Genomic DNA, 22,385 nt, shown 5'->3' with positions numbered 1-22,385 from the left:
CGCCCGTATCGTCGCCGGCCATCCCCAGAGCCAGATCGACGACCTGTTGCCCTGGACCTATGCCACTGCACCGCTCAAGGCCGTGGCCTGACAACACCGCTTACAGACCTTGCGCACGACGCCCGGCATGTCGGCGAACTCCACCTTGAACTCGGCGAAGTCGACCTGCCCCTGCCGGCGCCTTGCGAAGCCCGCGGGCGCTGCGATCAAAGCCCGCCTCGGGCGCCGCTTCCCGGATGAAATTGCCCACTGCCTTGTCTGGCCGGCATGCGCGCAAGGTGCGATCGGGTGCGTCGCAGGGCCAGTGCCGTTGCTCCCCCTTGATCGGGGGAAGCAATCCTCGACCAGGCGGCCCGGGAGTTACTGAAGGAGGTCGGTCCAGACCTTGGTGACCAGGTCCTGGGCCTCCGGGCCGCAGGCCTGCGAGAAGACGACGGGCACGGTCGGGAAGAGTTCGGGGGCGTTCTCCGGCGTGAACCTGGCCTTCACGGGGTCGAGCTTCACGGGCGAGGAGTGGGCATAGTAGTTGTACTGGATGGTCGCGTTCTCCTCGGTCGACATGAAGTCGATGAACGCCTTCGCTCCCGCGACGTTCGCCGCGCCCTTCGGCACCACGAAGCTGTCGAGCCAGCCGACAAGCCCCTCCTTCGGCATCGCGTACTCGATGTTGGCGCCGGCGAGGCGGGTGCGGAGCGTGTTGCCATCCCACCAGAAATGGGCGCCGACCTCGCCCGAGCCGATCCGGTTCTCGATGTTGTCGGAGGTGTAGGCGACGACGGAGGGTTTCTGCGCCCGCAGCAGGTCGAGCACCTTCTTCATCTCGCCCTTGTCGTCGGAGCAGAACGGCACCCCGATGAGCAGCTCGGCGCCGCCGACCACCTCGTCCGGATAGGAAAGCATCGCGATCTTGCCCCGCAGTTCGGCGGGCGGCTCGAACAGCACCGCCCAGCTGTCGACCGGCCCCTGGTACACGTCGCGGTTCACGGTGAAGCCGGCGGTGCCGAAGGCGAGCGGGATCGAGTAGTCGCCGCTCTCGTCCCACCACGGCTTGCGCCATTTCTCGTCGACCTGGGCGAAGGCGGCCATGTCGTGGGCGTCGATGTCCTCGAGCAGCCCCTCGTCGACCATGATCTTCACGAAGTGCTGCGAGGGGGTGACGATGTCGTAGCCGGAGTTGCCGGCCTGCAGCTTGGTCAGCGCATCCTCGTTGGAGTTGAACGCATCGACATTGACCTTGCTCCCGGTCTCGGCCTCGAACTTGGCGATCAACTCGGGCGCGATCGAATCCGCCCAGGCGTAGATGTTCAGCGTGCCCTGGGCGGCCGCGGGGCCGGCCAGGACCAGAGCGAGGATCGCGCCGGAGGTGATGTGCTTCATGGGTCCCTCTTGTTGGTCGGGTATTGGGCCGCGCCGCTCATTCCCGGCGCATCGCCCAGGCTGCGAGGCCGAGGGCGACGCCGGCGATGAGCAGCGAGGCGAGGATGAGAAGGGTCGAGACGGCGTTGAGCTCGGGTGTCGTCCCCTGCTTGATCAGGCCGAAGATGTAGACCGGCAGCGTGGTGGTGCCGCCGGTGGCCAGCATGGTCGAGGTGATATAGTCGTCCATGGACATGACGAACGCGAGCATGGCGCCGGCGAAGACCCCCGGCGCGATCAGCGGCAGCGTCACGCGCCGGAAGGCGGTGAACGGGTGGGCATAGAGGTCCTGCGCCGCCTCCTCGTAGTCGGTGCTCATGCCCTGCAGCCGCGCCCGGATCGGCAGGAAGGCGAAGGGAGTGCAGAAGGTGGTGTGGGCGAGCACCAGCCGCAGCGTGCCGTTGGTCAGCCCGATCCGCGAGAACAGGATCAGCACGGCCACCGCCACCACGATCTCGGGCAGGAGCAGCGGCAGGTTGATGACGGTCTCCGACAGCCGGCGGTGCCGCAGCCCCTTCGAGCGCATCAGCACCATGGCGGCGGTCAGCGCGATCAGCGTCGCGAGCACCGTCGAGACGACCGCGACGGTCAGCGATGTCCGCACCGCGTCGCGCAGCGCGCGGTTGGCCAGCGCCGAGGCGTACCACCTGGTCGAGAATCCGCTCCAGACCCCGACCAGCCGGTTCTCGTTGAACGAGTAGGCGATGACCACTGCGATCGGCACGTAGAGCCAGAGGAAGAAGACGGCGGTGATCAGCCGCGCGCCCGGGTAGTGGCGGATGTCGTGGGCCGGCCTCATGCCAGCGCCTCGTCGAGGCGGCCGGCGCGGCGCGCGTTGACGATCAGCACGACCATCACCATCGCCATCAGCACCAGCGCGACGGCGGCTCCGAACGGCCAGTTGCGCCCGCCGCCGAACTGGGTCTGGATCAGCGTGCCCATGACCATCTGCTTGCCGCCGCCGAGCAGGGTCGGCTCGAGCACGGTGCCGATGGCGGGGACGAAGACCAGGATGGCGCCGGCGGCGAGGCCGGGCCAGGTCAGCGGCAGGATCACCCGGCGGGCGGTGGTCCATCGGCTGCCGTAGAGGTCGGCGCCGGCCTCCATCAGCGCCGGGTCGAGCTTCTCGATGGCAGCGAAGACCGGCAGGATCATCAGCGGCATGTAGCTGTAGACCATGCCGACCAGGGTCGCGCCCGGGGTGAACAGCAGCCCGCCGTCGCCGCCCAGCGCCCGCCAGATACGCCCGAGCAGCCCGTCGGTGCCGAGGATGATCAGCCAGGCGTAGACCCGCACGATCATCGACACCCAGAAGGGCAAGGTGACGAGGTAGATCAGCAACGCCTTCATCCGCGGCTTCTGGTTGGCGATCACGTAGGCGACGGGCAGCGCGATGACGATGCAGATCAGCGTGGTCAGGGCGGCGTAGAGCAGTGTCCGGCCGACGATCACCAGGTACTTCGGGTCGAACTCGAACTCGTCGTCCCACCCTTCGGTGAACAGGATCTCGCGGTAGCTGTCGGTGGAGAAGCCCCATTCGAAGCCGCCGTAGGCGCCGCGGTGGGCGAAGCTGACCAGGATCACGATGCCGACCGGCAGGATCAGCGTCCCGAGCATCAACGCCCAGGCGGGAACCAGACCCCAGAAGCGGAAGCCCCTCATTGCCCGAGCACCCGCACGCTACCGGGCTCAAAGCCGACCCGGACCTCGCGGCCGACGGTGAACCCCTCCTCGGAATGCGAGACGGCGTTGCGGCGCGAGACCCGCAGCGCCACGCCGCCGGCGTCGATCGTGTAGTGGGTATAGCCGCCCATGTAGTTGCGCGAGACCACGGTGCCGGTCAGCACGGTGCCGGTCGCCTCGTCCCCCAGCCCGATCTTCTCCGGGCGGATCGACAGGGTGGCGGGGCCGGGCGCGGTCACGCCGGTCTGCGCCGCCACGATCTCCGGCCCGAACGGCGTGCGCACGCGGGCACGCTCGCCCGTTGTCTCGATCACCTCGCCGGGGAGGAAGTTGGTCTCGCCGATGAAGTCGGCGACGAAGCGGTTGACGGGCTCCTCGTAGATCTCGCCCGGGCTTCCGAGCTGCTGGACGCGCCCCTCGCCCATGACGGCGACGCGGTCGGACATGTCGAGCGCCTCCTCCTGGTCGTGGGTCACGAACACGAAGGTGATGCCGGTCTCGCGCTGCAGCGTGCGCAGTTCGTTGCGCATCGCCTGGCGGAGCTTGAGGTCGAGCGCCGACAGCGGCTCGTCGAGCAGCAGCACCCGCGGCTCGGGGGCGAGGGCGCGGGCGAGCGCGATCCGCTGCCGCTGGCCGCCCGAGAGCTGCGCCGGCTTGCGCCCGGCGAAAGGCGCCATGTGCACCATCTCGAGCATCTGGGCGACCCGCGCCTCGCGCCTGGCCTTCGCCCAGCCGAGGTTCTCCAGCCCGAAGGCCACGTTCTGCGCCAGCGTCATGTGCGGGAAGAGCGCATAGCTCTGGAAGACGGTGTTCACCCGCCGCTTGTGCGGCGGCAGCGTGTCGATCGGGCTGCCGAAGAGCGCGATCGAGCCCTCGGTCGGGCTCTCGAAGCCGGCGATCATCCTGAGCAGGGTGGTCTTGCCGCAGCCCGACGGGCCGAGCAGGGTGAAGAACTCGTTCTCGTGGATGGTGAAGCTCACGTCGTCGAGCGCGCGGAAGTCGCCGAACCGCTTCGAGACGCCGGTGACCTGGATCGCTTCTGGCCGTGTCATCCCGTTCCTCACGCGTCTATCGGCGCCAGCGCCGTCACCTCGCGCCGGAACGGCGGCGCGTCGCCGATGTCGGGCATGTCGAGCTCGCGCGCGTAGCGGTGCCCGGCGTAGGTCGCCCAGGCGATCGGGCCGGGGGCGCAGGCGTCGCCGATCACCTTCACCGAGCGGATGCCGGCGTCCGCCCAGTCGGACCGGCGGGCCACCAGATCCCGGTAGAGCGCATCGTCCTGGATCCGCGAGGCGACGAGCACGACCGCGTCGCAGCCGATGCGGCCGGCGGCGCCGGTATAGCTGCACGCGGTCTCGACGCCGTCGGCGCGCAGCGCGGCGACGCCGGTGTTGAGCACGATCCGGACCCCGGTCTCGACCAGACGGCGATGGATCGCGCCCTGTTCCAGCGTGTTCAGCGTCCAGTCGGAGACGTAGGCCGAGGGCGTGACCAGTGTCACCCGGCAGCCCTCGCGGGCGAGCAGTTCCGCGATCACGCCGCCCATGTAGTAGTGGTCGTCGTCGAACAGCACCACCTCGCCGGACGGCAGCCGCCCTTCCATGACGTCGTCGGGGGTGAAGACCGGCAGGCTCCCGTCGGTTGGCATCGGCACGACGTGCATCCGCGCCACGCCGTCGGCCCGCCAGCGGGCGCCGGTGGCGATGGCGACGTTCTCGAAGCCGAACTCCAGGATCTCGTCGGCTCCGAGCCGGCTGTCGAAATAGGTCTCCACGTTCGGCCGCTGCGACAGCTGATACTCGCGGTAGTCGGCGACCCGCCCCCAGGCCGAGAGGCCGGGCAACAGCCGCTCGCGCGCCACGCGGCCGCCGAGCTTCGTGCCCGCCTCGGCCAGGGCGACGTCGTAGTCACGGAGGGAGAGGGCCCGCGCCGCCTCGAGCCCGGCCGGCCCGGCGCCGACGATAAGCACGTTCTGGCTCTCGCCCTTCGGGTTCATCGTCTCGGGGTGCCAGCCCTTGCGCCACTCCTCCATGAAGGTCGGGTTCTGCGTGCAGCGGCTTATGCTCATCGTCATGTCGCCGGTGATGCAGATGTTGCAGCCGATGCACTCGCGGATGTCCTCGATCCTGCCCTCCTCCACCTTCTTCGGCAGGAACGGGTCGGCGATCGACGGCCGGGCGCAGCCGATGAAGTCGAGAACCCCCTGGCGCACGAGGCGGGCCATCACGTCGGGCGAAGTGAAGCGGCCGACGCCGACCACCGGCCGCGTCGTCAGCGCCCGGATCCCGGCGACCAACGTCTCCTGGGCCGCCTCGTCCTTGAACCGCGACGGTCCCGAGCAGTCCTCCCAGGTGCCCTGCGCCAGATCCCAGAGGTCGGGCAGGTCCGCGTTCATCGCGATGAAGTCGCGCACCTCGGCGTTCGAGAATCCGAGTTGCCCGATGGTCTCGTCGAGGCTCACGCGCAACGTGATCGCCATGGTGTCGCCCACGGCGTCCCGGATGTCCGCGATCACCTCGCGCACGAACCGGGACCGGTTCTCGAGGCTCCCGCCATATTCGTCCGTCCGCTGGTTGGTCGCGCGGCTGAGGAAATGCTGGAAGATCCCGAACCCGTGCGCGCCATAGAGGCAGATCAGGTCGAACCCGGCGACCCTGGACCGCCTGGCGGCGTTGACAAACCACCGGCGCAGATTTCGGATGTCGGTCAGGTCCATCGCGCGCGCCTGCACCGGATCGTTGGTGAAGGTGCGGATCGGCAGCGCCGACGGCGCGAGCGGCACCTCCTTGGTGTAGAAGTTCGGCCCGTTGATCCCCGAATAGGCGAGCTGGATCCCGGCGAGCGCGCCATGCGTCTTCATCGCCTCCGACATCCGCCGGAGCGCCGGGATGTCCTGGTCCTCCCACAGCCGGAGTTCGATGAAGGGCGTGATCTCCGAGGTATGGTGCATCTCGGTCTGCTCGGTGAAGATCACCCCCCAGCCGCCCGCGGCCTTCACCCCCCGCATCGCCGCCGCCGCCGACGGGTCGCGATACCCGCCGCCGTTACAGTGCGGCACCTGGTAGAAGCGGTTGCGCGCGACGAGCGGACCGATCGGGACCGGCTCAAACAGGATGTCGTAACGCGCGTCTCGGGCCATCGTCCCCTCCTCAAGCACTCTTGCGGTCGCTGGTTGCCCGGGCCGGCGTTTCCACCCAAGCCTCCGGTCTGCATATCCGAGACCGGTGCTATGGGCGAGCGCGCGCCTCGGCGAAATTATCGATTGTCGGCGCATTGCTTCTGAAAAGCCGAAGATCTCGGGCAATGGCGAATTCGGGCACCGGATCTTTCTGGTCGGCGCCGCCCGCGTCCTGCGACAATCTCGGCTCGAGGGCGCGCGGCGGCGACTGCGACCTGCCCTGCGCGACGCTCCGGGTCGGGCGCATCGCCGGGGACATCGCGTTCAACATCGTGTCGAACCAGGGCACGGCTAGAGCAATATCCAACCAGACGGAATCGTCTGGTGTCTAAGATATTGCGCTAAATCAAGACTCTAGAGCGGACGAGCCGGCTCTGCCGGGTCGGACTCCGCGCTAGAGTTCAGCCATGCCCGGAATCCCCGCCGCGCTGATCCGCTCGCGGCAATGCGCCTGGAAGGCCGCGACGATGCGGGTGATACGATCCGCCCGCATGGTCGCGAGGCCGATGGTCATCGGGCGGAAGTCGCCTTCCAGCCGCAGCAGCTCGAGCGGAGACCCGTCGGACGCCATCGAGTTGCGCGCCCGGACGTTGATCAGCGCGTAGCCATAGCCGCTCGCCACCAAGCTGCGCAGGACCGCCAGGTCGCGGGTGCGCTCGGCGATACGCGGCCTGAGGCCCGCGGTCTGAAACAGTGACAGGAAGTATTCCCGGCTGAGCGGCAGGTCGAGAAGCACCATCGGCTCGCCGGCGAGTTCCTCCAGCGAGACGCCGGCGCGGCCGGCGAAGCGATGGCCGGGGGCGAGCATGACGCAGGGCGGCAGCCTGGCCAGCGGCTCGAAAATCACCTCCCGCGGCAGCTCGAGGTCATAGGTTATGGCAAGGTCGATCTCGGCCCGGCGCAGCATGTCGAGCAGCTCCTCCTGACTGCCTTCGACCTGGCCGACGCGCGCCTCCGGGTGGGAAAGCTCGAAGTCGCGGCGCAGGGCCGTCATCACCAGTGGTGCGAGGGTGACGAAGCAGCCGACGTTGATCGGGCCGCGCGCCTGGTCGGCGATATCGCCGGCAAGGTCGTGGAGCGCCTCGGCCGCGTCGAGCAGGAGCTTTGCCTCATGGAAGAAGCGGCGCCCACCCGGCGTCAGCGCCAGTCCCTGCGCGTGTTGGCGCACGAACAGCTGGATGCCGAACTGGGCTTCGAGTTGGGCGATCGCCGTCGAGATGGATGGAGACGATACATTGATGCGCTGCGAGGCCGCGGCGATGCTCCCGGCCTTGCCAGCGGCGACGAAATACTCGAGTTGGCGCAGGGTGAACCGGAGCGGCATGGGTGGGAGGATGCCAGCCCGGAACCGCCCGCTCAAGCCTCACGGCCGGCACGGGAGCCGCCGCGTTTCGGTCAGCCTAAGCAATGCTGCATGAGATTGTAATTTTCGCGCCGCCGCGGCTCCGATAGACAGACGGCGGGACCTCGGTCGCATCCGCGGGAATAGTTCCGGACGCCAGGGAAGGACGTAGAAAATGTCGGTCGAAAAAGTAGACACGCTCGTTGTCGGCGGCGGCCAGGCCGGGCTGGCCATGAGCGAGCACCTGACCAAATGCGGCGTGCCGCATCTCATTCTCGAGCAGCACCGCATTGCCGAGCGCTGGCGCTCGGGGAGATGGGACTCCCTCGTCGCCAACGGCCCGGCCTGGCACGATCGGTTCCCGGGCATGGAGTTCGCCGATGCCGATCCCGACGCCTTCGTCCCCAAGGAGAAGGTCGCGGATTATTTCGTCGCTTACGCGGGGATGATCGCCGCCCCCATCCGCTGCGGCGTGGAGGTGAAGGAAGCGCGGCGCAACGTCGGCCGATCCGGATTCCGGATCGAGACATCGGAGGGCGTGGTCGAGGCCAATAACGTCGTCGTCGCCACCGGACCTTTCCAGCGCCCGGTCATCCCCGCGCTTCTCCCTGACGAGGCGGGTATCCTCCAGATCCATTCCAACGCCTACCGCAACCCCGGCCAGCTCCCCGAAGGCGCCGTGCTCGTGGTCGGTGCCGGATCCTCGGGTGTGCAGATCGCCGACGAGCTCGCGCAGGCGGGCAAGCGCGTCTATCTTTCGGTCGGCCCGCATGATCGTCCGCCCCGTGCCTATCGCGGGCGTGACTTCTGCTGGTGGCTGGGGGTTCTCGGCAAATGGGATGCCGAAACGCCGGGGCCCGGCACCGAGCATGTCACCATCGCGGTGAGCGGCGCGCATGGCGGGCGTACGATCGACTTCCGGCGGCTCGCCGCGCAGGGGATGACGCTGGTCGGACGGACGGAATCCTACCGGGATGGCGTCGTGACCTTCGCACCCGATCTCGCGGACAATATCGCGCGTGGCGATGCCAACTATCTGTCGCTGCTGGACGAGGCCGATGCCTTTGTCGCCAGCAATGGCCTTGACCTCGCGGCGGAGCCGGAGGCCCGCGAGATCGGGCCGGACCCGGAGTGCCTGACCGATCCCATCCTCGAACTCAGCCTGGCGGATGCCGGAGTTTCCTCGGTCGTCTGGGCGACGGGCTATTCCCTCGACTACGGCTGGCTGAAGGTCGACGCCTTCGACGAGAAGGGCCGGCCGAGGCATCAGCGCGGCGTTTCGGTCGAGCCCGGGATCTATTTCCTCGGGCTGCCATGGCAGTCGCGGCGGGGGTCGAGCTTCATCTGGGGCGTCTGGCACGACGCGGCGCATGTGGCGGATCGGATCGCAACCCAGCGCAAGTATCTCGCCTACCGCGAGCCCACCAAGCGCGAGACCAAAATCGCATAGGCTGCACGACGATCCAGCATCCGATGGAGACCGAAATGGCGCATACCCGCATTCGCAAGTTCAACACCCGCGACACCTATCCCGAGCAGAAGCTGGAAAACGACCTCTGCCAGGCGGTTGTCACCCAGGGCGGCCGGATCGTCTGGCTGCGCGGGCAGTGCCCGCAGAACCTTGACGACGCGGTCAATCTCGACAGTCACGACCCGGTCGAGCAGACCCACAAGGTCATGCGGAACATCCGGCAGCTGATCGAGGAAGCCGGCGGCCGGATGGAGCACCTGGTCAAGGTCGTCGTCTACATCACCGACGTGCGTCATCGCGAGGCGGTTTACCGCACGATGGGCGAGTACATCCGGGGCGTGCATCCGGTCTCGACCGGGCTCGTGGTCCAGGCACTGGCGCGGCCCGAGTGGCTGGTCGAGATCGACGGTACCGCCGTCATCCCGGACTGAAGTGCCATGACATTCTCGCTGGTCGCCCGCTGCGCTGAAACCGGCATGTTCGGCGTCGCGATCTCCTCGTCCTCGCCGGCGGTCGCCGCGCGCTGCTCCTACGCCCGCGCCGGCGTCGGCGCGGTTGCTTCGCAGAACGTGACGGACCCGACACTGGGGCCGCTCGCGCTGGACATGATGGGGCAGGGGGCGGGCGCCGAGGCGGCGATCGCGGAGGTGAGGAAACGCGGCAGCTTCATCGAATACCGCCAGGTGCTGGCGGTCGACGGCAACGGGCGGACGGCGGTCCACTCCGGGCCGAAGGCCCTCGGCATCTGGGGCGAGGCGCGCGGTGCGAACGTTGCCTCGGGCGGAAACCTGCTTGCCGATGCCGGCGTTCCGCAAGCCATCGTCGATGGGTTTCTCGGCTCGTCCGGCCACCTTGGCGACCGGCTGATCGCCGCGATGCGCGCTGGTCTGGCCGCGGGCGGCGAGGCAGGCCCGGTGCATTCCGCCGGCCTGAAGCTCGTCGACAAGGTCAGCTGGCCGGTCGCCGATCTCAGGTGCGACTGGACGGAAGACTGTCCGATCGAGGCCGTTGCCACGATCTGGACGATCTACAAGCCGCAGCTGGAGGCATACATCCAGCGAGCCCTCGATCCGCGCGAGGCGCCATCCTACGGCGTCCCCGGAGATCAGTGACAGAGCGAGAGACGCCATGCTGGACTATACCCACAAGGACTGGAAGGCGCGGGCTGCGCGGATCGCGTTCCGAGGGCAGGCCTTTGTCGATGGCAAGTTCGTCGATGCCGTGTCGGGCCGGACCTTCGACAGCATCAACCCGGCCACCGGAGAGGTGCTGGCAGCGGTCGCGGAATGCGACGCGGCGGATGTCGACCGCGCCGTCGCGGCCGGGCGGCGGGCTTTCGAGGACGGGCGCTGGTCACGGATGGCGCCGGGCGACCGCAAGGCGGTCTTGCTGAGGCTGGCCGCGCTGATCCGCGCCAATCTCGAGGAGATGGCCCTGCTCGACAGCCTCGACATGGGCAAGCTCGTGACGGACGCGGCGACCATCGACGCGCCCGGATCGGCGCATTTCTTCCAGTGGTACGCCGAGTGCATCGACAAGCTCTATGACGAGGTCGCCCCCACCGGACCGGGCGACCTTGCGCTGGTGCGCCGCGTGCCGCTGGGGGTGGTCGCCGCGGTGACGCCCTGGAACTTCCCGCTCGACATGGCGACCTGGAAGGCCTCGGCGGCGCTGGCGGCCGGCAACTCGGTGGTGCTGAAGCCGGCGGAGCAGTCGCCGCTATCGGCGCTGCGTCTGGCCGAACTGGCGGCCGAAGCGGGAGTGCCTGACGGCGTGTTCAATGTCGTCCCCGGCTTCGGTGCGACGGCCGGGCAGGCATTGGGCCTGCACATGGGTGTGGACTGCCTTGCCTTCACCGGCTCGACGGCGATCGGCAAGCGGTTCATGCAATATTCCGGCCAGTCAAACCTGAAGCAGGTCTGGCCCGAAACGGGGGGCAAGAGCCCGAACATCGTCTTCGCCGATTGCGAGGATCTGGACGCCGCGGCCGACATGGCCGCCTTCGGCATCTTCTTCAATCAGGGCGAAGTATGCTCGGCCAATTCCCGGCTTTATGTGGAGCGTTCGGTCAAGGACGCGCTGGTGGAGAGGCTGATCGCCCGCGCGCAGGCCACGCAACCCGGCGATCCACTCGATCCCGCCTCCAGGATGGGCGCGATCGTCGACGAGAAGCAGACCGAAGGCATCATGCGCTTCGTCGAGGCCGGCACGATCACCGCCAATCTGGTCGCCGGCGGCAAGCGGATCCGTATCGACGGCAAGGGTTGCTTCGTGCAGCCGACGATCTTTGACGACGTCGGGCAGGACGACCCGCTGGCAAGGGATGAGATCTTCGGCCCGGTCCTGTCGGTAATCGCCTTCGACACCGAAGCGGAGGCCGTCGCGATGGCAAACGATTCCATCTACGGGCTGGCGGCGTCCGTCTGGACCGACAATCTGAGCCGGGCCTGCCGGGTCGCCGACAAGCTGCATGTCGGAACCGTATCGGTGAACACCGTGGATGCGCTCTCGGCCCAGACGCCGTTCGGCGGGATGAAGCAATCGGGGTTCGGTCGGGACCTGTCCATGCACTCTCTGGAGAAATACACTGCCTTGAAGACGACCTGGATCAAGTACAGGTCCTGATCCGCTCCGGCTGTTTGATCCCTGGCCTTGATGGCGCGTGCTTTTCGCATGAGTGGAACGAGGCGCCGTGGGTCGGGTTTCCCACCGCCATCCGGCAGCCAATCACAGGACCGCGGAGCCAGCCAAGCTCCTCTGGTTGGGGATTGACCCCGATCAGAGGAGCAGGGGTGGCGGGTCCGAAGCGGGAACCGAGCGAAGGATCCGCTCAAGCGGTGACCGTTCGGACTGATGGTCAGATCAACAGGACAAAACCCTGATCGATGATGGCCCGCAGGTCGCCGGCATCGAAGTCGCCCTCGAGCCTGAGACCGTGGCCCCCGGCGAACGCGACCAGTATGTCGCCGTCCGCGAGCGTGAGTTCCGGCGTTCCGGCGGGCGTTCCGGCGGCCGCGAACGTCACCGCGAGCCGGTCGCCGTCGGCGAGCGAGAAGTCGGCGATCACGTCCCGCCCGCTCGCCAGCCTGAACTGGAAGACGTCGGCGCCCGCGCCACCGATGAGTCGGTCGTCGCCGGCGCCGCCATTCAGGACGTCGTCGCCCGTGCCCCCGTCGAGGGTGTCGTCGCCGCGTCCGCCATGCAGCGTGTCGGCCCCCGCCTCGCCGAAGACACGGTCGTTGCCGCGGCCGCGGTCATCGAGGCCGGTGACCAGGTCGTTTCCGTCGCCGAGCAGGATCAGGTCGTCGTGGCCACCGCCGTCGACCGTGTCGTTGCCGGCGCCGCCCAGGATCGTGTCCGCGCCGTAGCCACCCCGGATGAGGTCCGCCCCGTCGCCGCCGTCGATCTCGTCGGAGCCGTTCCCACCGAGAAGGGTGTCGCGACCGGACCCGCCATGGACGATGTCGTTGCCGAGGCTGCCCTCGATGCGGTCGTTGCCGTCGCCGCCGACGAGGGTGTCCTCGCCATTGCCGCCGAGGATCGTGTCGTGCCCCGATCCGCCGTCGAGCAGGTCGGCATTGTCGCGACCATCAAGGAAATCGTCGCCGTCGTCGCCGTAGGCGCGATCGGCACCATAGCCGCCCCGGAACCAGTCATTGCCGGCACCGGCATGCACCAGGTCGCTCGAGGCGCGCTTGGCCGCGATCCAGGCGACCCCGTAGGGGTACGTGGTCCAGCCGAGGTGCGACCAGGGGGTCGAGCTCACGATCGTGTCGTTTCCGTCCCCCGCTTCGACCACGCTCGAATCGCGTCCGAGCCGAATGGTGTCGTTGCCGTCCCCTCCGTCGAAGAAATCCTCACCTTGGTAGTTCATGAGCAAGTCATCCCCGGCTCCGCCGGCGAGCGTCTCGTTCCACGGTCCGCCGAAAAGCTGGTCGTCGCCCTCGCCACCGTCGGCAAGGGCATCGCGGCTAGCACAGATGAGGTCGTTTCCCGGCCCGCCATACAGACGGTCGCCGCCGTTACCGGGATAGCCTACCCCGAAGAGCGTATCATTGCCCTCGCCGCCGAGCAGGGTGTCGGCCCCGGTCCCGCCGTAGATGAAGTCGTTGCCCTCCCGGCCGTCGACATAGACGGGGAAGTCGGCCGCCGACCAGACCAGGATGTCGTCGTACGCCGAGCCGATGACCCCCTCGATGCCGGAAAGCACGTCCTTCGCGGCATGTCCGCCCTTGGCGGCGGGCCCCGGGAAGGTCGCGCGGTCGATGGTGACCCTCGCTGGCGAGGCGCTGTAATCGACGATATCGAAGCCGTCGCCGCCGTCGAGCGTGTCGGCGCCCGGGCTGCCAACGAAGATCTCGTTGCGGATGTCGCCGATCCAGCGGTCAGCACCGTCCGTTCCGTAGAATATCCTGTCGATGCGCGGCAGCGCCGGCGTAGTGGTCATGCGAATTCTCCCCCCTCCATAGGCAGGTCCATCATTCAAGGAGAGGTTGAGATTGAATGAACGACCACTCCGGCCCCTCGTACGCCGCCGTCCGCGGAAAACCACCCAAAGCCCCACGAGACCACCCGCGCCGCGCTGCGACGCTACCGGGAAGAGCATGACGCATTCCTTGGCGGCAGGACTGTCGCGCCTTCTTCGTATCGGCCCAGGCGTCGGTGTAGCCGCTGGCGAGAAGGCGGCGCATCTGGTCGACGGCGCCGGTCCGGTCTCGGCGCCGGCGGCGTCCGCCGTCTGACACGCTCGAGGACGGCGGCGGCGCTCCGGTTCCAGTCGTTGAATGGGTAGACCTCGCTCAGGCCGAGGAAGCGCGGCCCGCGGTCGCGGGCCATGGCGGCGGGGCGCCCGGGCGCGAGCCCATCGAAGAACGGCCGGCCGAGGTCGTTGCGCGGGTCTTGATCAGGGTCGCCTTGCGAACCCGACCGGTTCGCGGGCCTTTTCACATTTTCGGGGCGGGAGGATAATATAGGCTTGCATATGATAGGCTAGGCTATTATATGCCGGCCTATGAGTGAACCACCCACCCTCGGCCACCTGCTTTTCGACGCCGCGCGGCTGATCCGCCGGCGCTTCGAGCAGGAGAGCCGCGACATTCCGATGACCACGGCCCAGCTCCAGATCGTCGCGCGGCTGAAGCGCAACGAGGGTGTGGGTCAGGCCGCCCTCGCCGGGCTCCTCGACATCGACCCGATGACGCTGAGCCGGCACATCGACCGCATGGAGGCGGCCGGCCTCGTCGAGCGTCGGCCCGATCCGAACGACCGCCGCGCCCGGCGGCTCTACACGACCGAGCGCGCCCGGGCGCTGCTCGAGCCGATGCGGGCCCGCGCCGAGCGGGTCTATGCCGAGGCGCTCGCCGGCCTCGACCCCGCGGCGCGCGAGGCGCTGATGGCGAACCTCGAGATCGTCGTCTCCAACCTTTCCGCCGACGCCGACGATGACGCCGACGATGATCGCCGCGTCGCGGCAGGAGCCTGACCGATGAGCAACCCTGCCGAGAAGATCGAGACCACCCCCGAGACCACGGCGGTCGCCGAGGCCCTGGTCGCGCCCCGCCTCGTCCCCGCCGAGTCGCCGGCCGCCGACGCCCCGCCGGCGCGGCGGCGCTCGCGCACCCGGCGCAAGCTGCTGATCGCCGCGCTGCCGCTCGCCATCGTCGTCGTCGGCGGTTACGTCTGGGCGACCGGCGGGCGCTATATCGAGACCGAGGACGCCTACGTCCAGCAAGACCGCGTTTCGGTGATGCCCGAGGTCAGCGGCCAGATCGGCCGGGTCGCCGTCGCCGAGAACGAGCAGGTGACGGCCGGGCAGGTGCTTTTCACCATCGACGACGCCACCTATCGCAACGCCGTCGAGCAGGCCGAAGCCGGGCTCGCCTCGGCGCGCCTCGACGTCGAGCGGCTCAAGGCCGCCTACGCGCAGGCAGAGGCCGAGGCGGCGAACGCCCGCGATACCCTCGCCACCGCCGTCACCCAGGACGACCGCCAGCAGGCGCTGAGGACGTCCGGTGTCATCAGCCAGTCGGCGGCCGACGACAGCGCCCTGCGGATCCAGATCGCCAAGGGCAACGCGGCCAAGGCCGACAGTGCCGTGCTTTCGGCCAAGGCCGCGCTCGCCGGCAACCCCGCCATCGCCACCGACAGCCACCCGGAGGTGCTGAAGGCCCTCGCGACGCTCCACGCCGCCGAGATCGATCTGCGGCGCACCGTCGTCACCGCCCCGGCGGACGGCGTCATCAGCCAGACCGACCGGCTGCAGCGGGGGCAGTACGTCACGCCGGCGACCACGGTCGTCAGCCTCGTCGCCACCGGACAGGCCTGGGTCGAGGCCAATTACAAGGAGACCGAGCTCACCCACATGCGGCCGGGCCAGCCGGTCGAGGTGCGCATCGACACCTACGGCGCGCAGGCGCTGAAGGGCGAGGTCGCCTCGATCGGCGCCGGCACCGGGGCGGAGTTCGCGCTCATCCCGGCGCAGAACGCCACCGGCAACTGGGTCAAGGTCGTGCAGCGCGTGCCCGTGCGCATCGCCCTCGACGCCGGGCAGGACGTGCCGACCTTGCGCTCGGGGATGAGCGCGTCGGTCGCCGTCGATACCGGCCACGCCCGCGGTCTGCCGGGCTTCGTCACCGCCGCGCTTTCGGCCGTCGGCCTCGGCGGCGCCACCGCGGTCGCCGGAGACAAGTGATGGCCGCCGTCGCCGCGGCGGGCGGTCCGGCCGCCCCGGCGGTGACGGTCCCGAACAAGGGGCTGATCACCGTCTCGATCATGCTCGCGACGGTCATGCAGGTGCTCGACACCACGATCGCCAACGTCGCGCTGCCGAACATGCAGGGCTCGCTCGGGGCGGCGCAGGATCAGATCACCTGGGTGCTGACGTCCTACATCGTCGCCGCGGCGATCATGACGCCGGTCACCGGCTGGCTGTCGGACCGTATCGGCCTGCGCCAGCTCTTCATCGTCTCGACGGCCGGGTTCGTCGTCGCCTCGATGGCCTGCGGCCTCGCGTCGAGCCTGCCCGAGATGATCGCCTTTCGCGTGCTGCAGGGCCTGTTCGGCGCCGCGCTGGTGCCGCTCTCGCAGACCGTGCTCCTCGACATCAACACCCGCGAGGAGCACGGCCAGGCAATGGCGATCTGGGGCGCCGGCATCATGGTCGGCCCGATCATCGGGCCGGTTCTCGGCAGCTGGCTGACCGAGACCTTCGGCTGGCGCTACGTCTTCTTCGTCAACCTGCCCGTCGGCATCCTCGCCCTCGCCGGGCTGATGGCCTTCCTGCCGGAGTCGCCCCGGCGCCAGCGCGGCTTCGACGTCTTCGGCTTCGCCATGCTCTCGATCGCGGTCGGCGCGCTGCAGCTGATGCTCGATCGCGGCGAGCAGGTCGATTGGTTCTCCTCGGCGGAGACCTGGATCTACCTCGGGCTCCTCGTCTCCGGCGCCTGGGCCTTCCTGCTGCACATCACCTCCGGCCGCGAGCATCCGTTCATGGAGCCGGCGATGTTCCGCGACCCGAACTTCGTCACGGCGCTGGTGATGATCTTCATGGTCGGGATGATCCTCCTCGCCGGGCTCGCGCTGCTGCCGCCGATGTTGCAGAACCTCTACGGCTATCCGGTGATCACCACCGGCATGGTGCTGGCGCCGCGCGGCGTCGGGACGATGATCTCGATGATCGTCGTCGGCCGCCTCGTCGGCAGGGTGGACGCCCGCATCCTCATCTTCACGGGGCTGTCGCTGACCGCGCTGTCGCTCTGGCAGATGGCGGCCTTCTCGCCGCAGATGGACTGGCGCCCGCTCGTCGTCTCCGGCGTCGTCCAGGGACTCGGCCTCGGCCTCGTCTTCGTGCCGCTCTCGACGCTCGCCTTCGCGACGCTCGCGCCGCGGTTCCGGGCCGAGGCGGCGTCGCTGTTCAGCCTCGTGCGCAACATCGGCTCGTCGGTCGGCATCTCGATCGTCTCGGTCGAGCTCTCGCACAACCTCGTCGCGGCGCGGACCGATCTCGTCTCGGGCCTGACGGCGCAGAACCCCAACCTCGACGCCTATTTCGCCGCGGCCGGGCATTCGGAGACGGCGATCGCCCAGCTCGACGCCATGGTGCAGGCGCAGGCGGCGATGGTCGCCTATGTCGATGACTTCATGCTGATGTTCTGGCTGACGCTGGCGTCGGTCCCGCTGATCTTCCTCCTCCGCAAGCCCGGGGGACCGGCCGTGGCCGGAGCGCCCGCGCCGGCGATGGAGTAGCGTCCTTCCGGGGCGGGCGTGCACTTCGAAGAAACCGGCTCGCAGACGGGGCGGGCGCAGGAAAAGCCGGCGGTAACCGGGCGCGACCAGGTACTTGCCAACCGTCCGCTCGTGCAACTCGACCCCGAACCGCGCCGCGATCCGGGCGCGCAGGTTCCGCCGCCGCCAGCGCACGATCCCGTCGACCGCCGGGTCGGGGCCCGCCCCCGGCCAGGACACCGGTTCGGATACCTGGCAGGCATCGATATGCCGCGGCCGCGGCGCCCCCCGGCGGTGGTCGGGCAGGGGCTCAGGGTGCTTCGGCGACGATTTCCCGTGCCGATTGCCTGCTCTCGGCGATCATCAGCAGGGCGCCGATCAGAAAGCCGCGCTGATCGAGATTGCAATCTGGACGCACGAAACCTTCGGACCGCGGCAGGCGGCGGCCTATGAGGAAGACCTGATTGCCCGCTGTCAGGAGATCGCGGCGGGCACGGCCCTGACGCAGGATTGCCGCCGACTATTGATCCGGATTTGCCGGAAGACCCGCGCTTCATCCGCGCCGGGTAGCATTTCGTCACCTTCATCGAGGATGCCGCGCAGGTGATCATCATCGATTTCGCGCATGGCCGCGCCGACCCGCCGCGACGGCTGGCGAATCTGCTCGTCCCGAGAGGCGACAGGGATCCCTGAAAACCGGGTTCGGTCCCGGAGAATCGGGAACATCATGCCCAGCCGCGTCGCCTGGAACCGCTTCGCTCGCCAGCCAGCGGTCATCACCTCGATCGCATCAAGGGAGTGGGCGAAGGTCAATCCGTGAGGTCGCTGTGTGAGCTTTCGACGGTACTTCTCCTCGGACATGGAAATGACGCGGATCATGGCACTTATTGATCGGCGCGGATTGCCTGGGTGACGCCGCGCATCGAGGCGGTGAGCGACAGCCACGCGACCAGACAGATGGCTCCGGTGGCCGCCAGGACAATCGCGACGCCATAGGCCCACGGAATGACCAGCGCTTCGGGCGGCGGGTCGAACACCCCGGTCAGGAGCTTGACCAGGATCTCGGCGATCAGCGCGCCGGTGGCCAGTCCGAAAGCAACTCCTCCCGCCAGCACCAGGGCCGCCTCGCTCCACACGAAGGCGCCCACCTGGGCACGCCCGGCCCCGAGGGCGGACAGGATCGCCATCGACCGGCGCCGGTCGGCGAAGCTCAACGCCAGCATCAGGCCGGCGGCGGCGGCGACGGTGACCAGCGCGAAGCCGAGCTCGAGCCGGGTGAGGCCGGACAGGTCGACCGAGGTCAGGCTGGAACCGATCACGTGCATGGCGTCGCCGAAAGCGCTGACCTCGAACGCCGTCTCAGCTTGTCTTCCGCTTGGCGATCTGGACCACGCCATGGTCGAGACGCCAGATCGCCTTCATGCGCCCGGACGCGGTCGGATCGTGTGTCGCAAGCAGCAGCGCCGCGCCTGTCCGGTCCAGCCAGTCGCCCAGACTGTCGAGTGTCGAGGCTCCCGACAGGCTGTCGAGTTGCCCGGTCGGCTCGTCCGCGAGCAGTAGACTGGGACCAGTAATGATAGCGCGGGCCAACGCCACGCGCTGCGCCTGACCGCCGGAGACCTCGCCGGGCAGCTTGTCAGCGAGATCCGCGACGCCAAACGCCTCCAGCGCCTCGAGGGCCCGTCGCGGGGCGTCGGCAGCTTCGTCGAGCAGGGCCAGTGGCAGCTCGACATTCTCGCCGCAACTCAGCGTGGGGATCAGGCTGCGCGACTGGAACGCCGCGCCGATAGACCTTGGCCTCGGTACGGCGCTCTCCCCGAGCGCGGGCCAGGCAATCCAGCCGGAGCTCGGCTGGTCGAGCCCGGCGACCAGATTCAGGAGCGTGGTCTTGCCGCTGCCGGACGGTCCGATCAGGCCGACCCGGTCCCCCCGCTCGATCCGGAACGAGACGGGGGCCAGGGCGGTGACCGACACGGCGCCTCGCTGGTAGACGCGCGCGAGCGCCGCTGCCTTGACAAGCGGCTCAGCCATTGGCGATCCGCCCGTCCTTGATGTGGATTACCCGATCCGCGGACGCGGCGATCGCCGCGCTGTGCGTTGCGACCAGTACGCCAGCGCCGTCGCGGCAAGCGGCCCGCAGGCGCGCGATGATCCACGCCTCGCTGACGGTGTCGACCTCCGCGGTGGGCTCGTCGCAGATCAGCACCGGCGGCGCCGGTGCCAGCGCCACCGCGACCCCCGCGCGCGCGTACTGCCCGCTCGACAGCGTGGCCGGCAGCGCGTCCGCGAGCGCGGCGATATCGAGATCCGCCAGCGCACGATCCGCGGATTCGTGTACGTCGCCCCGGCCAGCCGCGAGGGCGAGGGCGAGGGCGAGCTGGACGTTGTCCCTGAAACTGAGATGTTCGAACAGATTGCCGCCCTGCGTCATCAGTCCCACATGTCGCGCGCGAATCCTGGCGCGCTGCCCCTCCGGCCGGCGGCTGATCCGCTCTCCCATCAGTGTGACGGCGCCGCCGTCGGGATCGTCGAGGCCGGCGAGGCAGGCGATCAGGGTCGACTTGCCACTGCCCGAAGGCCCCTGGAGCGCGCAGAGTTCGCCGGCGGCGACGTCCAGATCCACTCCGCGCAACGCGATCGTCTCCTCGTCGCCGACGTGGAAGAAACGGTAGAGGCCGACGGCCTCCAGGACCCCCATCACTTCCACCGGAAGGAGTTCGACATCAGCTGCCACTGGTCAACATTGTCAGCGCCGGCCGGGGCAGAGAGGTCGAGCAGCGCCATCCGCCCGTTCGCCACGATGACGTAGCGCTGGTTTTCCAGCAGGATCTTCTTGCCGGTGACCGAATTGGCCGCCGAATTGGCGAGATAGCTGATGCGCAGCGCCGGTCCGGCCGCTATCTTGACGGTCTCGGCCTTGGTCACCTTCGCCGCGGGCATGTCCCGCATCAGAGTGGCGACGTCGCCACTCAGTGCTGGCTCCGACGTTGCGCCGGTCCGGATCTCGACCGCCCCGTATTTGTCAGTGAAGCGCGCACCGTTGGGAAGGTCGTCGCGCCCCCAGCCCTCGGGAACCTCAGACTGAACCCGGCGCCGGAATAGGTGATGAAAACCTGGCTGTCCGGGATGTCGCCCGGCGGGTTCTGTTCGGGAGCGACCAGGATTTCCGCCGCGCGCGCCGGCGCGAGGTCCGCCGCGCCCGTGGCAGAGAGGGCACAGACCAGGGCCAGGAACACGGATTTCTGTCGCATGTGGCGGACTTTCTTTCGAGGGAGACCCGGACTGCCGGTTTTCGGGCCGCATGGCTTGCCTGGCGCAGGCGCGGCGATGGTCAGCGCTGCCAGCTGAAATTCTTGGTCAGGAGCACGCCGACGGTGTTGCCGGTTATGCCCTCCTCGCGGGCGTAGCTGTATCCGAGGCTGACCTGGTACTCACCCGCCAGCGCCACATCGAAGTCGCGGCCAACGCTCGCGGTCACCATGTAGTCGGTCGGAGTGCCCGAGGCCTGTGTGTCGTGCAGCGCGCCGGTCAGCGACAACGCCCATGGCCCCTGGTCGAACTCGGCGCCCAGCGTGGTGCTGATCGCATTGTCCGAACCCCCACCCTCGTTGACGAAATAGGCGACCTCGGCGATCGGAACAACAGCGCGGTCATCCGAGAGCGGATACACGGTTTCGGCGGCGGCGACCAAGCCGAGCTCGTCGTTTGCATCACCCTCCCCGGCGGCGAGCCGCCGAACCGCGAGCCGCGCCGTCGGGCCGGCAATCTCGTCCGAACTGTCCAGCGTGGTGTAGGTATAGGCGAGCGAAAAGGATCGCGGGCCTTGGGTATTGCCGACTCCGCCGTCCGAAAGCCGGGTCTGGCCCCGATTGGTGAAGAGCGACTTGCTGAGCGCCGTCCGATCGGCGTTGAAAAGCGACGCCTGGATCACCTGCTCCACGGTGCCGGCGGCCGAGTCGCGCGACGAGAGCGTCCAGTCGGCGGTCACCCCCGCGGCCCCGAGGTAGTCGTAGCTGCTCGCAAAATCGCCGCCGTACAGCCCCGGCGCCTCGTCGGAGGCGATGCCGAACGCCGGGTCGACGAGGCCGGCCGCCACGTTCAACGCGCCGAACGTGCCCTGGGCGTTCAACTCCTCGAAGTAGAGTCCCTCATCGCGAAAGTAGCTGGTGGTCTGGCTCGGCGGGTCTAGCACCGGCTCGAACACCATGTGGGCAAAGAGCCGGAAGTTTTCCGACGCGTTGACGGTGATCTCGGGTTCGATCGTGGCGTAGAGGCTGCGATAAGCCGCGTCGGCCTCACTCGTCGAAAAGGTGTCGTCGAATTGCAGCTCGAAACTGGTATCGACCGAAACGAGCGGAAGCGTACCGGCGTCGGATTCAGGCGCGGCGACATCAAGAGATTCCGCCTGTTCACCGGCGGGCGCGGCTTCGCCGGTGGTTCCGTGGCCGAAGTCCGTTGCACGGGAGGCTTCGGCGGCAAGGGCGGTCACCGAACTCTCGACGATCAGTCCGATTCCGAGGATGAGCCCGGGCAGTCCACTCGCTATCCGCATTGTTACCTCGTCATGCTTCGTACCTCCACGGCACGGCCCGACATTCGCGGCCGCAAATTAGACAGGGCTTAGGTCTGACCCGAAGGTCTCGCCAGTCGCAGAAATGCCTTTGCATCGTGGAACAGGGGGCAAGTCCTTCGGCGCTCGCACCCACTGGCAGCCGGTCGTCGCGATGTGGAGGATCGCGTTCATCCCCTCCCGCGGGTCGGTCGTGCGCGGACGCCCGAGCCGGCGCGGCGGCGGCATGAAGGGCGCGACCAACGCCCATTCCCGATCGGTCAGGTCGCTTGCGCAACGCGGGGGAGCCCGCCGATACCCCCGGCGAGCGGTTTGAGTTCAAGGCATCCGTGGCTCCGTTCAGTCTGGAAACCGGACAGAATCACAACCTTCTGAAACCGCTAAATCCTTTTCGAGTTGGGCTCTTGGGCGAGACCTGGGGGCCGGCGGCGCCATAAGCCGCTCCTAATACCAGCCGCCCGAACTCCTGACTCGCGCGGGATTCCCATGGGTTGCCGGATGT

At 68.5% G+C, this 22,385-nt stretch carries 22 protein-coding genes and 2 pseudogenes; 7 read left to right on the top strand and 17 right to left on the bottom strand.

Annotated elements, in window-relative coordinates:
- Positions 1-360: 360 nt before the first annotated feature.
- The 7 genes from Q0480_RS07350 to Q0480_RS07320 form a co-directional block, all read right to left on the bottom strand.
- Positions 361-1,377, bottom strand: a complete 1,017-nt coding sequence (locus Q0480_RS07350) for an extracellular solute-binding protein (protein ID WP_299131761.1) — start codon at positions 1,375-1,377, stop codon at positions 361-363.
- A 37-nt stretch (positions 1,378-1,414) separates the two neighbouring features.
- Positions 1,415-2,215, bottom strand: a complete 801-nt coding sequence (locus Q0480_RS07345) for an ABC transporter permease (RefSeq protein WP_299131760.1) — start codon at positions 2,213-2,215, stop codon at positions 1,415-1,417.
- Positions 2,212-3,078: an ABC transporter permease gene (locus tag Q0480_RS07340; protein ID WP_299131759.1), complete on the bottom strand. Its 867-nt coding sequence runs from the start codon at positions 3,076-3,078 to the stop codon at positions 2,212-2,214. Before Q0480_RS07340 ends, Q0480_RS07345 begins: the two co-directional genes overlap by 4 nt.
- Complete coding sequence (locus Q0480_RS07335; protein ID WP_299131757.1) at positions 3,075-4,151, bottom strand: ABC transporter ATP-binding protein; 1,077 nt, start codon at positions 4,149-4,151, stop codon at positions 3,075-3,077. The genes Q0480_RS07340 and Q0480_RS07335 overlap by 4 nt, the downstream gene beginning before the upstream one ends.
- Before the next feature lie 8 nt (positions 4,152-4,159).
- A complete protein-coding gene (locus Q0480_RS07330) occupies positions 4,160-6,238 on the bottom strand; it encodes an FAD-dependent oxidoreductase (protein ID WP_299131756.1) in 2,079 nt (692 codons plus the stop codon).
- An 88-nt stretch (positions 6,239-6,326) separates the two neighbouring features.
- A complete protein-coding gene (locus tag Q0480_RS07325) occupies positions 6,327-6,566 on the bottom strand; it encodes a hypothetical protein (RefSeq protein ID WP_299131755.1) in 240 nt (79 codons plus the stop codon).
- 105 nt (positions 6,567-6,671) lie between these two features.
- The gene (locus Q0480_RS07320; RefSeq protein ID WP_299131754.1) at positions 6,672-7,601 is read right to left on the bottom strand and encodes a LysR family transcriptional regulator; all 930 of its coding nucleotides are present in this window, start codon (positions 7,599-7,601) and stop codon (positions 6,672-6,674) included.
- Between the two features lie 193 nt (positions 7,602-7,794).
- Here Q0480_RS07320 and Q0480_RS07315 point away from each other — a divergent pair, with 193 nt between their 5' ends.
- Genes Q0480_RS07315 through Q0480_RS07300 form a run of 4 tightly spaced genes read left to right on the top strand, consistent with a single transcriptional unit; the run spans position 7,795 to position 11,715 of the window.
- Entirely contained in the window at positions 7,795-9,069 is a 1,275-nt protein-coding gene (locus tag Q0480_RS07315) for an NAD(P)/FAD-dependent oxidoreductase (protein ID WP_299131753.1), read from the top strand.
- A 35-nt stretch (positions 9,070-9,104) separates the two neighbouring features.
- The gene (locus Q0480_RS07310; protein ID WP_299131752.1) at positions 9,105-9,521 is read left to right on the top strand and encodes a RidA family protein; all 417 of its coding nucleotides are present in this window, start codon (positions 9,105-9,107) and stop codon (positions 9,519-9,521) included.
- 6 nt (positions 9,522-9,527) lie between these two features.
- The gene (locus Q0480_RS07305) at positions 9,528-10,202 is read left to right on the top strand and encodes a DUF1028 domain-containing protein (RefSeq protein ID WP_299131751.1); all 675 of its coding nucleotides are present in this window, start codon (positions 9,528-9,530) and stop codon (positions 10,200-10,202) included.
- 16 nt (positions 10,203-10,218) lie between these two features.
- A complete protein-coding gene (locus Q0480_RS07300) occupies positions 10,219-11,715 on the top strand; it encodes an aldehyde dehydrogenase (protein ID WP_299131750.1) in 1,497 nt (498 codons plus the stop codon).
- Positions 11,716-11,947: 232 nt separating this feature from the next.
- Here Q0480_RS07300 and Q0480_RS07295 read toward each other — a convergent pair whose 3' ends face one another.
- Positions 11,948-13,537, bottom strand: coding sequence for a calcium-binding protein (locus Q0480_RS07295; protein WP_299131748.1), 1,590 nt, complete (start codon positions 13,535-13,537; stop codon positions 11,948-11,950).
- A 564-nt stretch (positions 13,538-14,101) separates the two neighbouring features.
- On the opposite strand from Q0480_RS07295, the gene Q0480_RS07290 reads away from it, so the two are divergent.
- The 3 genes from Q0480_RS07290 to Q0480_RS07280 are packed head-to-tail and all read left to right on the top strand — an operon-like array spanning position 14,102 to position 17,334.
- Positions 14,102-14,572, top strand: coding sequence for a MarR family transcriptional regulator (locus tag Q0480_RS07290; protein ID WP_299131747.1), 471 nt, complete (start codon positions 14,102-14,104; stop codon positions 14,570-14,572).
- A 3-nt stretch (positions 14,573-14,575) separates the two neighbouring features.
- A complete protein-coding gene (locus Q0480_RS07285) occupies positions 14,576-15,781 on the top strand; it encodes an HlyD family secretion protein (protein WP_299131746.1) in 1,206 nt (401 codons plus the stop codon).
- On the top strand, positions 15,781-17,334 hold the full coding sequence (locus Q0480_RS07280) for an MDR family MFS transporter (RefSeq protein WP_299131745.1): 1,554 nt from the start codon (positions 15,781-15,783) through the stop codon (positions 17,332-17,334). Before Q0480_RS07285 ends, Q0480_RS07280 begins: the two co-directional genes overlap by 1 nt.
- A gap of 81 nt (positions 17,335-17,415) precedes the next feature.
- On the opposite strand, the pseudogene Q0480_RS07275 reads toward Q0480_RS07280, so the two are convergent.
- The 9 genes and pseudogenes from Q0480_RS07275 to Q0480_RS07235 all read right to left on the bottom strand — a co-directional run.
- A pseudogene (locus Q0480_RS07275) lies at positions 17,416-17,538 on the bottom strand (winged helix-turn-helix domain-containing protein); the annotation flags it as partial.
- A 249-nt stretch (positions 17,539-17,787) separates the two neighbouring features.
- Positions 17,788-18,192 carry a hypothetical protein gene (locus tag Q0480_RS07270; RefSeq protein ID WP_299131744.1) on the bottom strand — a complete coding sequence of 135 codons (405 nt, stop codon included), beginning with the start codon at positions 18,190-18,192 and terminating at the stop codon, positions 17,788-17,790.
- A gap of 5 nt (positions 18,193-18,197) precedes the next feature.
- Complete coding sequence (locus Q0480_RS07265) at positions 18,198-18,638, bottom strand: FtsX-like permease family protein (protein WP_299131743.1); 441 nt, start codon at positions 18,636-18,638, stop codon at positions 18,198-18,200.
- Between the two features lie 34 nt (positions 18,639-18,672).
- A complete protein-coding gene (locus Q0480_RS07260; protein ID WP_299131742.1) occupies positions 18,673-19,344 on the bottom strand; it encodes an ATP-binding cassette domain-containing protein in 672 nt (223 codons plus the stop codon).
- Positions 19,337-20,011, bottom strand: a complete 675-nt coding sequence (locus Q0480_RS07255) for an ATP-binding cassette domain-containing protein (RefSeq protein WP_299131741.1) — start codon at positions 20,009-20,011, stop codon at positions 19,337-19,339. Before Q0480_RS07255 ends, Q0480_RS07260 begins: the two co-directional genes overlap by 8 nt.
- The gene (locus Q0480_RS07250; protein WP_299131740.1) at positions 20,011-20,262 is read right to left on the bottom strand and encodes a hypothetical protein; all 252 of its coding nucleotides are present in this window, start codon (positions 20,260-20,262) and stop codon (positions 20,011-20,013) included. Before Q0480_RS07250 ends, Q0480_RS07255 begins: the two co-directional genes overlap by 1 nt.
- A gap of 20 nt (positions 20,263-20,282) precedes the next feature.
- Positions 20,283-20,564 (bottom strand): hypothetical protein, encoded by a 282-nt coding sequence (locus tag Q0480_RS07245; protein WP_299131739.1) that lies wholly within the window; start codon positions 20,562-20,564, stop codon positions 20,283-20,285.
- Between the two features lie 80 nt (positions 20,565-20,644).
- Positions 20,645-21,802: a hypothetical protein gene (locus Q0480_RS07240; protein WP_299131738.1), complete on the bottom strand. Its 1,158-nt coding sequence runs from the start codon at positions 21,800-21,802 to the stop codon at positions 20,645-20,647.
- Positions 21,803-21,953: 151 nt separating this feature from the next.
- Positions 21,954-22,162 (bottom strand): annotated as a pseudogene (locus Q0480_RS07235) (transposase); the annotation flags it as partial.
- Positions 22,163-22,385: the final 223 nt, after the last annotated feature.

This window comes from uncultured Amaricoccus sp. (assembly GCF_937891315.1).
In the GTDB taxonomy this organism is placed as follows: Bacteria; Pseudomonadota; Alphaproteobacteria; order Rhodobacterales; family Rhodobacteraceae; genus Amaricoccus.
Note: the sequence above shows the minus strand (reverse complement) of the source record. Positions and strands in the feature narration are given on the sequence as shown.

Excerpts from the sequence above, each read along its gene's own strand:
- Q0480_RS07350 (WP_299131761.1), bottom strand. The coding sequence starts at position 1,377 with ATGAAGCACATCACCTCCGGCGCGATCCTCGCTCTGGTCCTGGCCGGC.
- Q0480_RS07345 (WP_299131760.1), bottom strand. The coding sequence starts at position 2,215 with ATGAGGCCGGCCCACGACATCCGCCACTACCCGGGCGCGCGGCTGATC.
- Q0480_RS07340 (WP_299131759.1), bottom strand. The coding sequence starts at position 3,078 with ATGAGGGGCTTCCGCTTCTGGGGTCTGGTTCCCGCCTGGGCGTTGATG.
- Q0480_RS07335 (WP_299131757.1), bottom strand. The coding sequence starts at position 4,151 with ATGACACGGCCAGAAGCGATCCAGGTCACCGGCGTCTCGAAGCGGTTC.
- Q0480_RS07330 (WP_299131756.1), bottom strand. The coding sequence starts at position 6,238 with ATGGCCCGAGACGCGCGTTACGACATCCTGTTTGAGCCGGTCCCGATC.
- Q0480_RS07320 (WP_299131754.1), bottom strand. The coding sequence starts at position 7,601 with ATGCCGCTCCGGTTCACCCTGCGCCAACTCGAGTATTTCGTCGCCGCT.
- Q0480_RS07315 (WP_299131753.1), top strand. The coding sequence starts at position 7,795 with ATGTCGGTCGAAAAAGTAGACACGCTCGTTGTCGGCGGCGGCCAGGCC.
- Q0480_RS07310 (WP_299131752.1), top strand. The coding sequence starts at position 9,105 with ATGGCGCATACCCGCATTCGCAAGTTCAACACCCGCGACACCTATCCC.
- Q0480_RS07305 (WP_299131751.1), top strand. The coding sequence starts at position 9,528 with ATGACATTCTCGCTGGTCGCCCGCTGCGCTGAAACCGGCATGTTCGGC.
- Q0480_RS07300 (WP_299131750.1), top strand. The coding sequence starts at position 10,219 with ATGCTGGACTATACCCACAAGGACTGGAAGGCGCGGGCTGCGCGGATC.
- Q0480_RS07295 (WP_299131748.1), bottom strand. The coding sequence starts at position 13,537 with ATGACCACTACGCCGGCGCTGCCGCGCATCGACAGGATATTCTACGGA.
- Q0480_RS07290 (WP_299131747.1), top strand. The coding sequence starts at position 14,102 with ATGAGTGAACCACCCACCCTCGGCCACCTGCTTTTCGACGCCGCGCGG.
- Q0480_RS07285 (WP_299131746.1), top strand. The coding sequence starts at position 14,576 with ATGAGCAACCCTGCCGAGAAGATCGAGACCACCCCCGAGACCACGGCG.
- Q0480_RS07280 (WP_299131745.1), top strand. The coding sequence starts at position 15,781 with ATGGCCGCCGTCGCCGCGGCGGGCGGTCCGGCCGCCCCGGCGGTGACG.
- Q0480_RS07270 (WP_299131744.1), bottom strand. The coding sequence starts at position 18,192 with ATGATCCGCGTCATTTCCATGTCCGAGGAGAAGTACCGTCGAAAGCTC.
- Q0480_RS07265 (WP_299131743.1), bottom strand. The coding sequence starts at position 18,638 with ATGCACGTGATCGGTTCCAGCCTGACCTCGGTCGACCTGTCCGGCCTC.
- Q0480_RS07260 (WP_299131742.1), bottom strand. The coding sequence starts at position 19,344 with ATGGCTGAGCCGCTTGTCAAGGCAGCGGCGCTCGCGCGCGTCTACCAG.
- Q0480_RS07255 (WP_299131741.1), bottom strand. The coding sequence starts at position 20,011 with ATGGGGGTCCTGGAGGCCGTCGGCCTCTACCGTTTCTTCCACGTCGGC.
- Q0480_RS07250 (WP_299131740.1), bottom strand. The coding sequence starts at position 20,262 with ATGCGGGACATGCCCGCGGCGAAGGTGACCAAGGCCGAGACCGTCAAG.
- Q0480_RS07245 (WP_299131739.1), bottom strand. The coding sequence starts at position 20,564 with ATGCGACAGAAATCCGTGTTCCTGGCCCTGGTCTGTGCCCTCTCTGCC.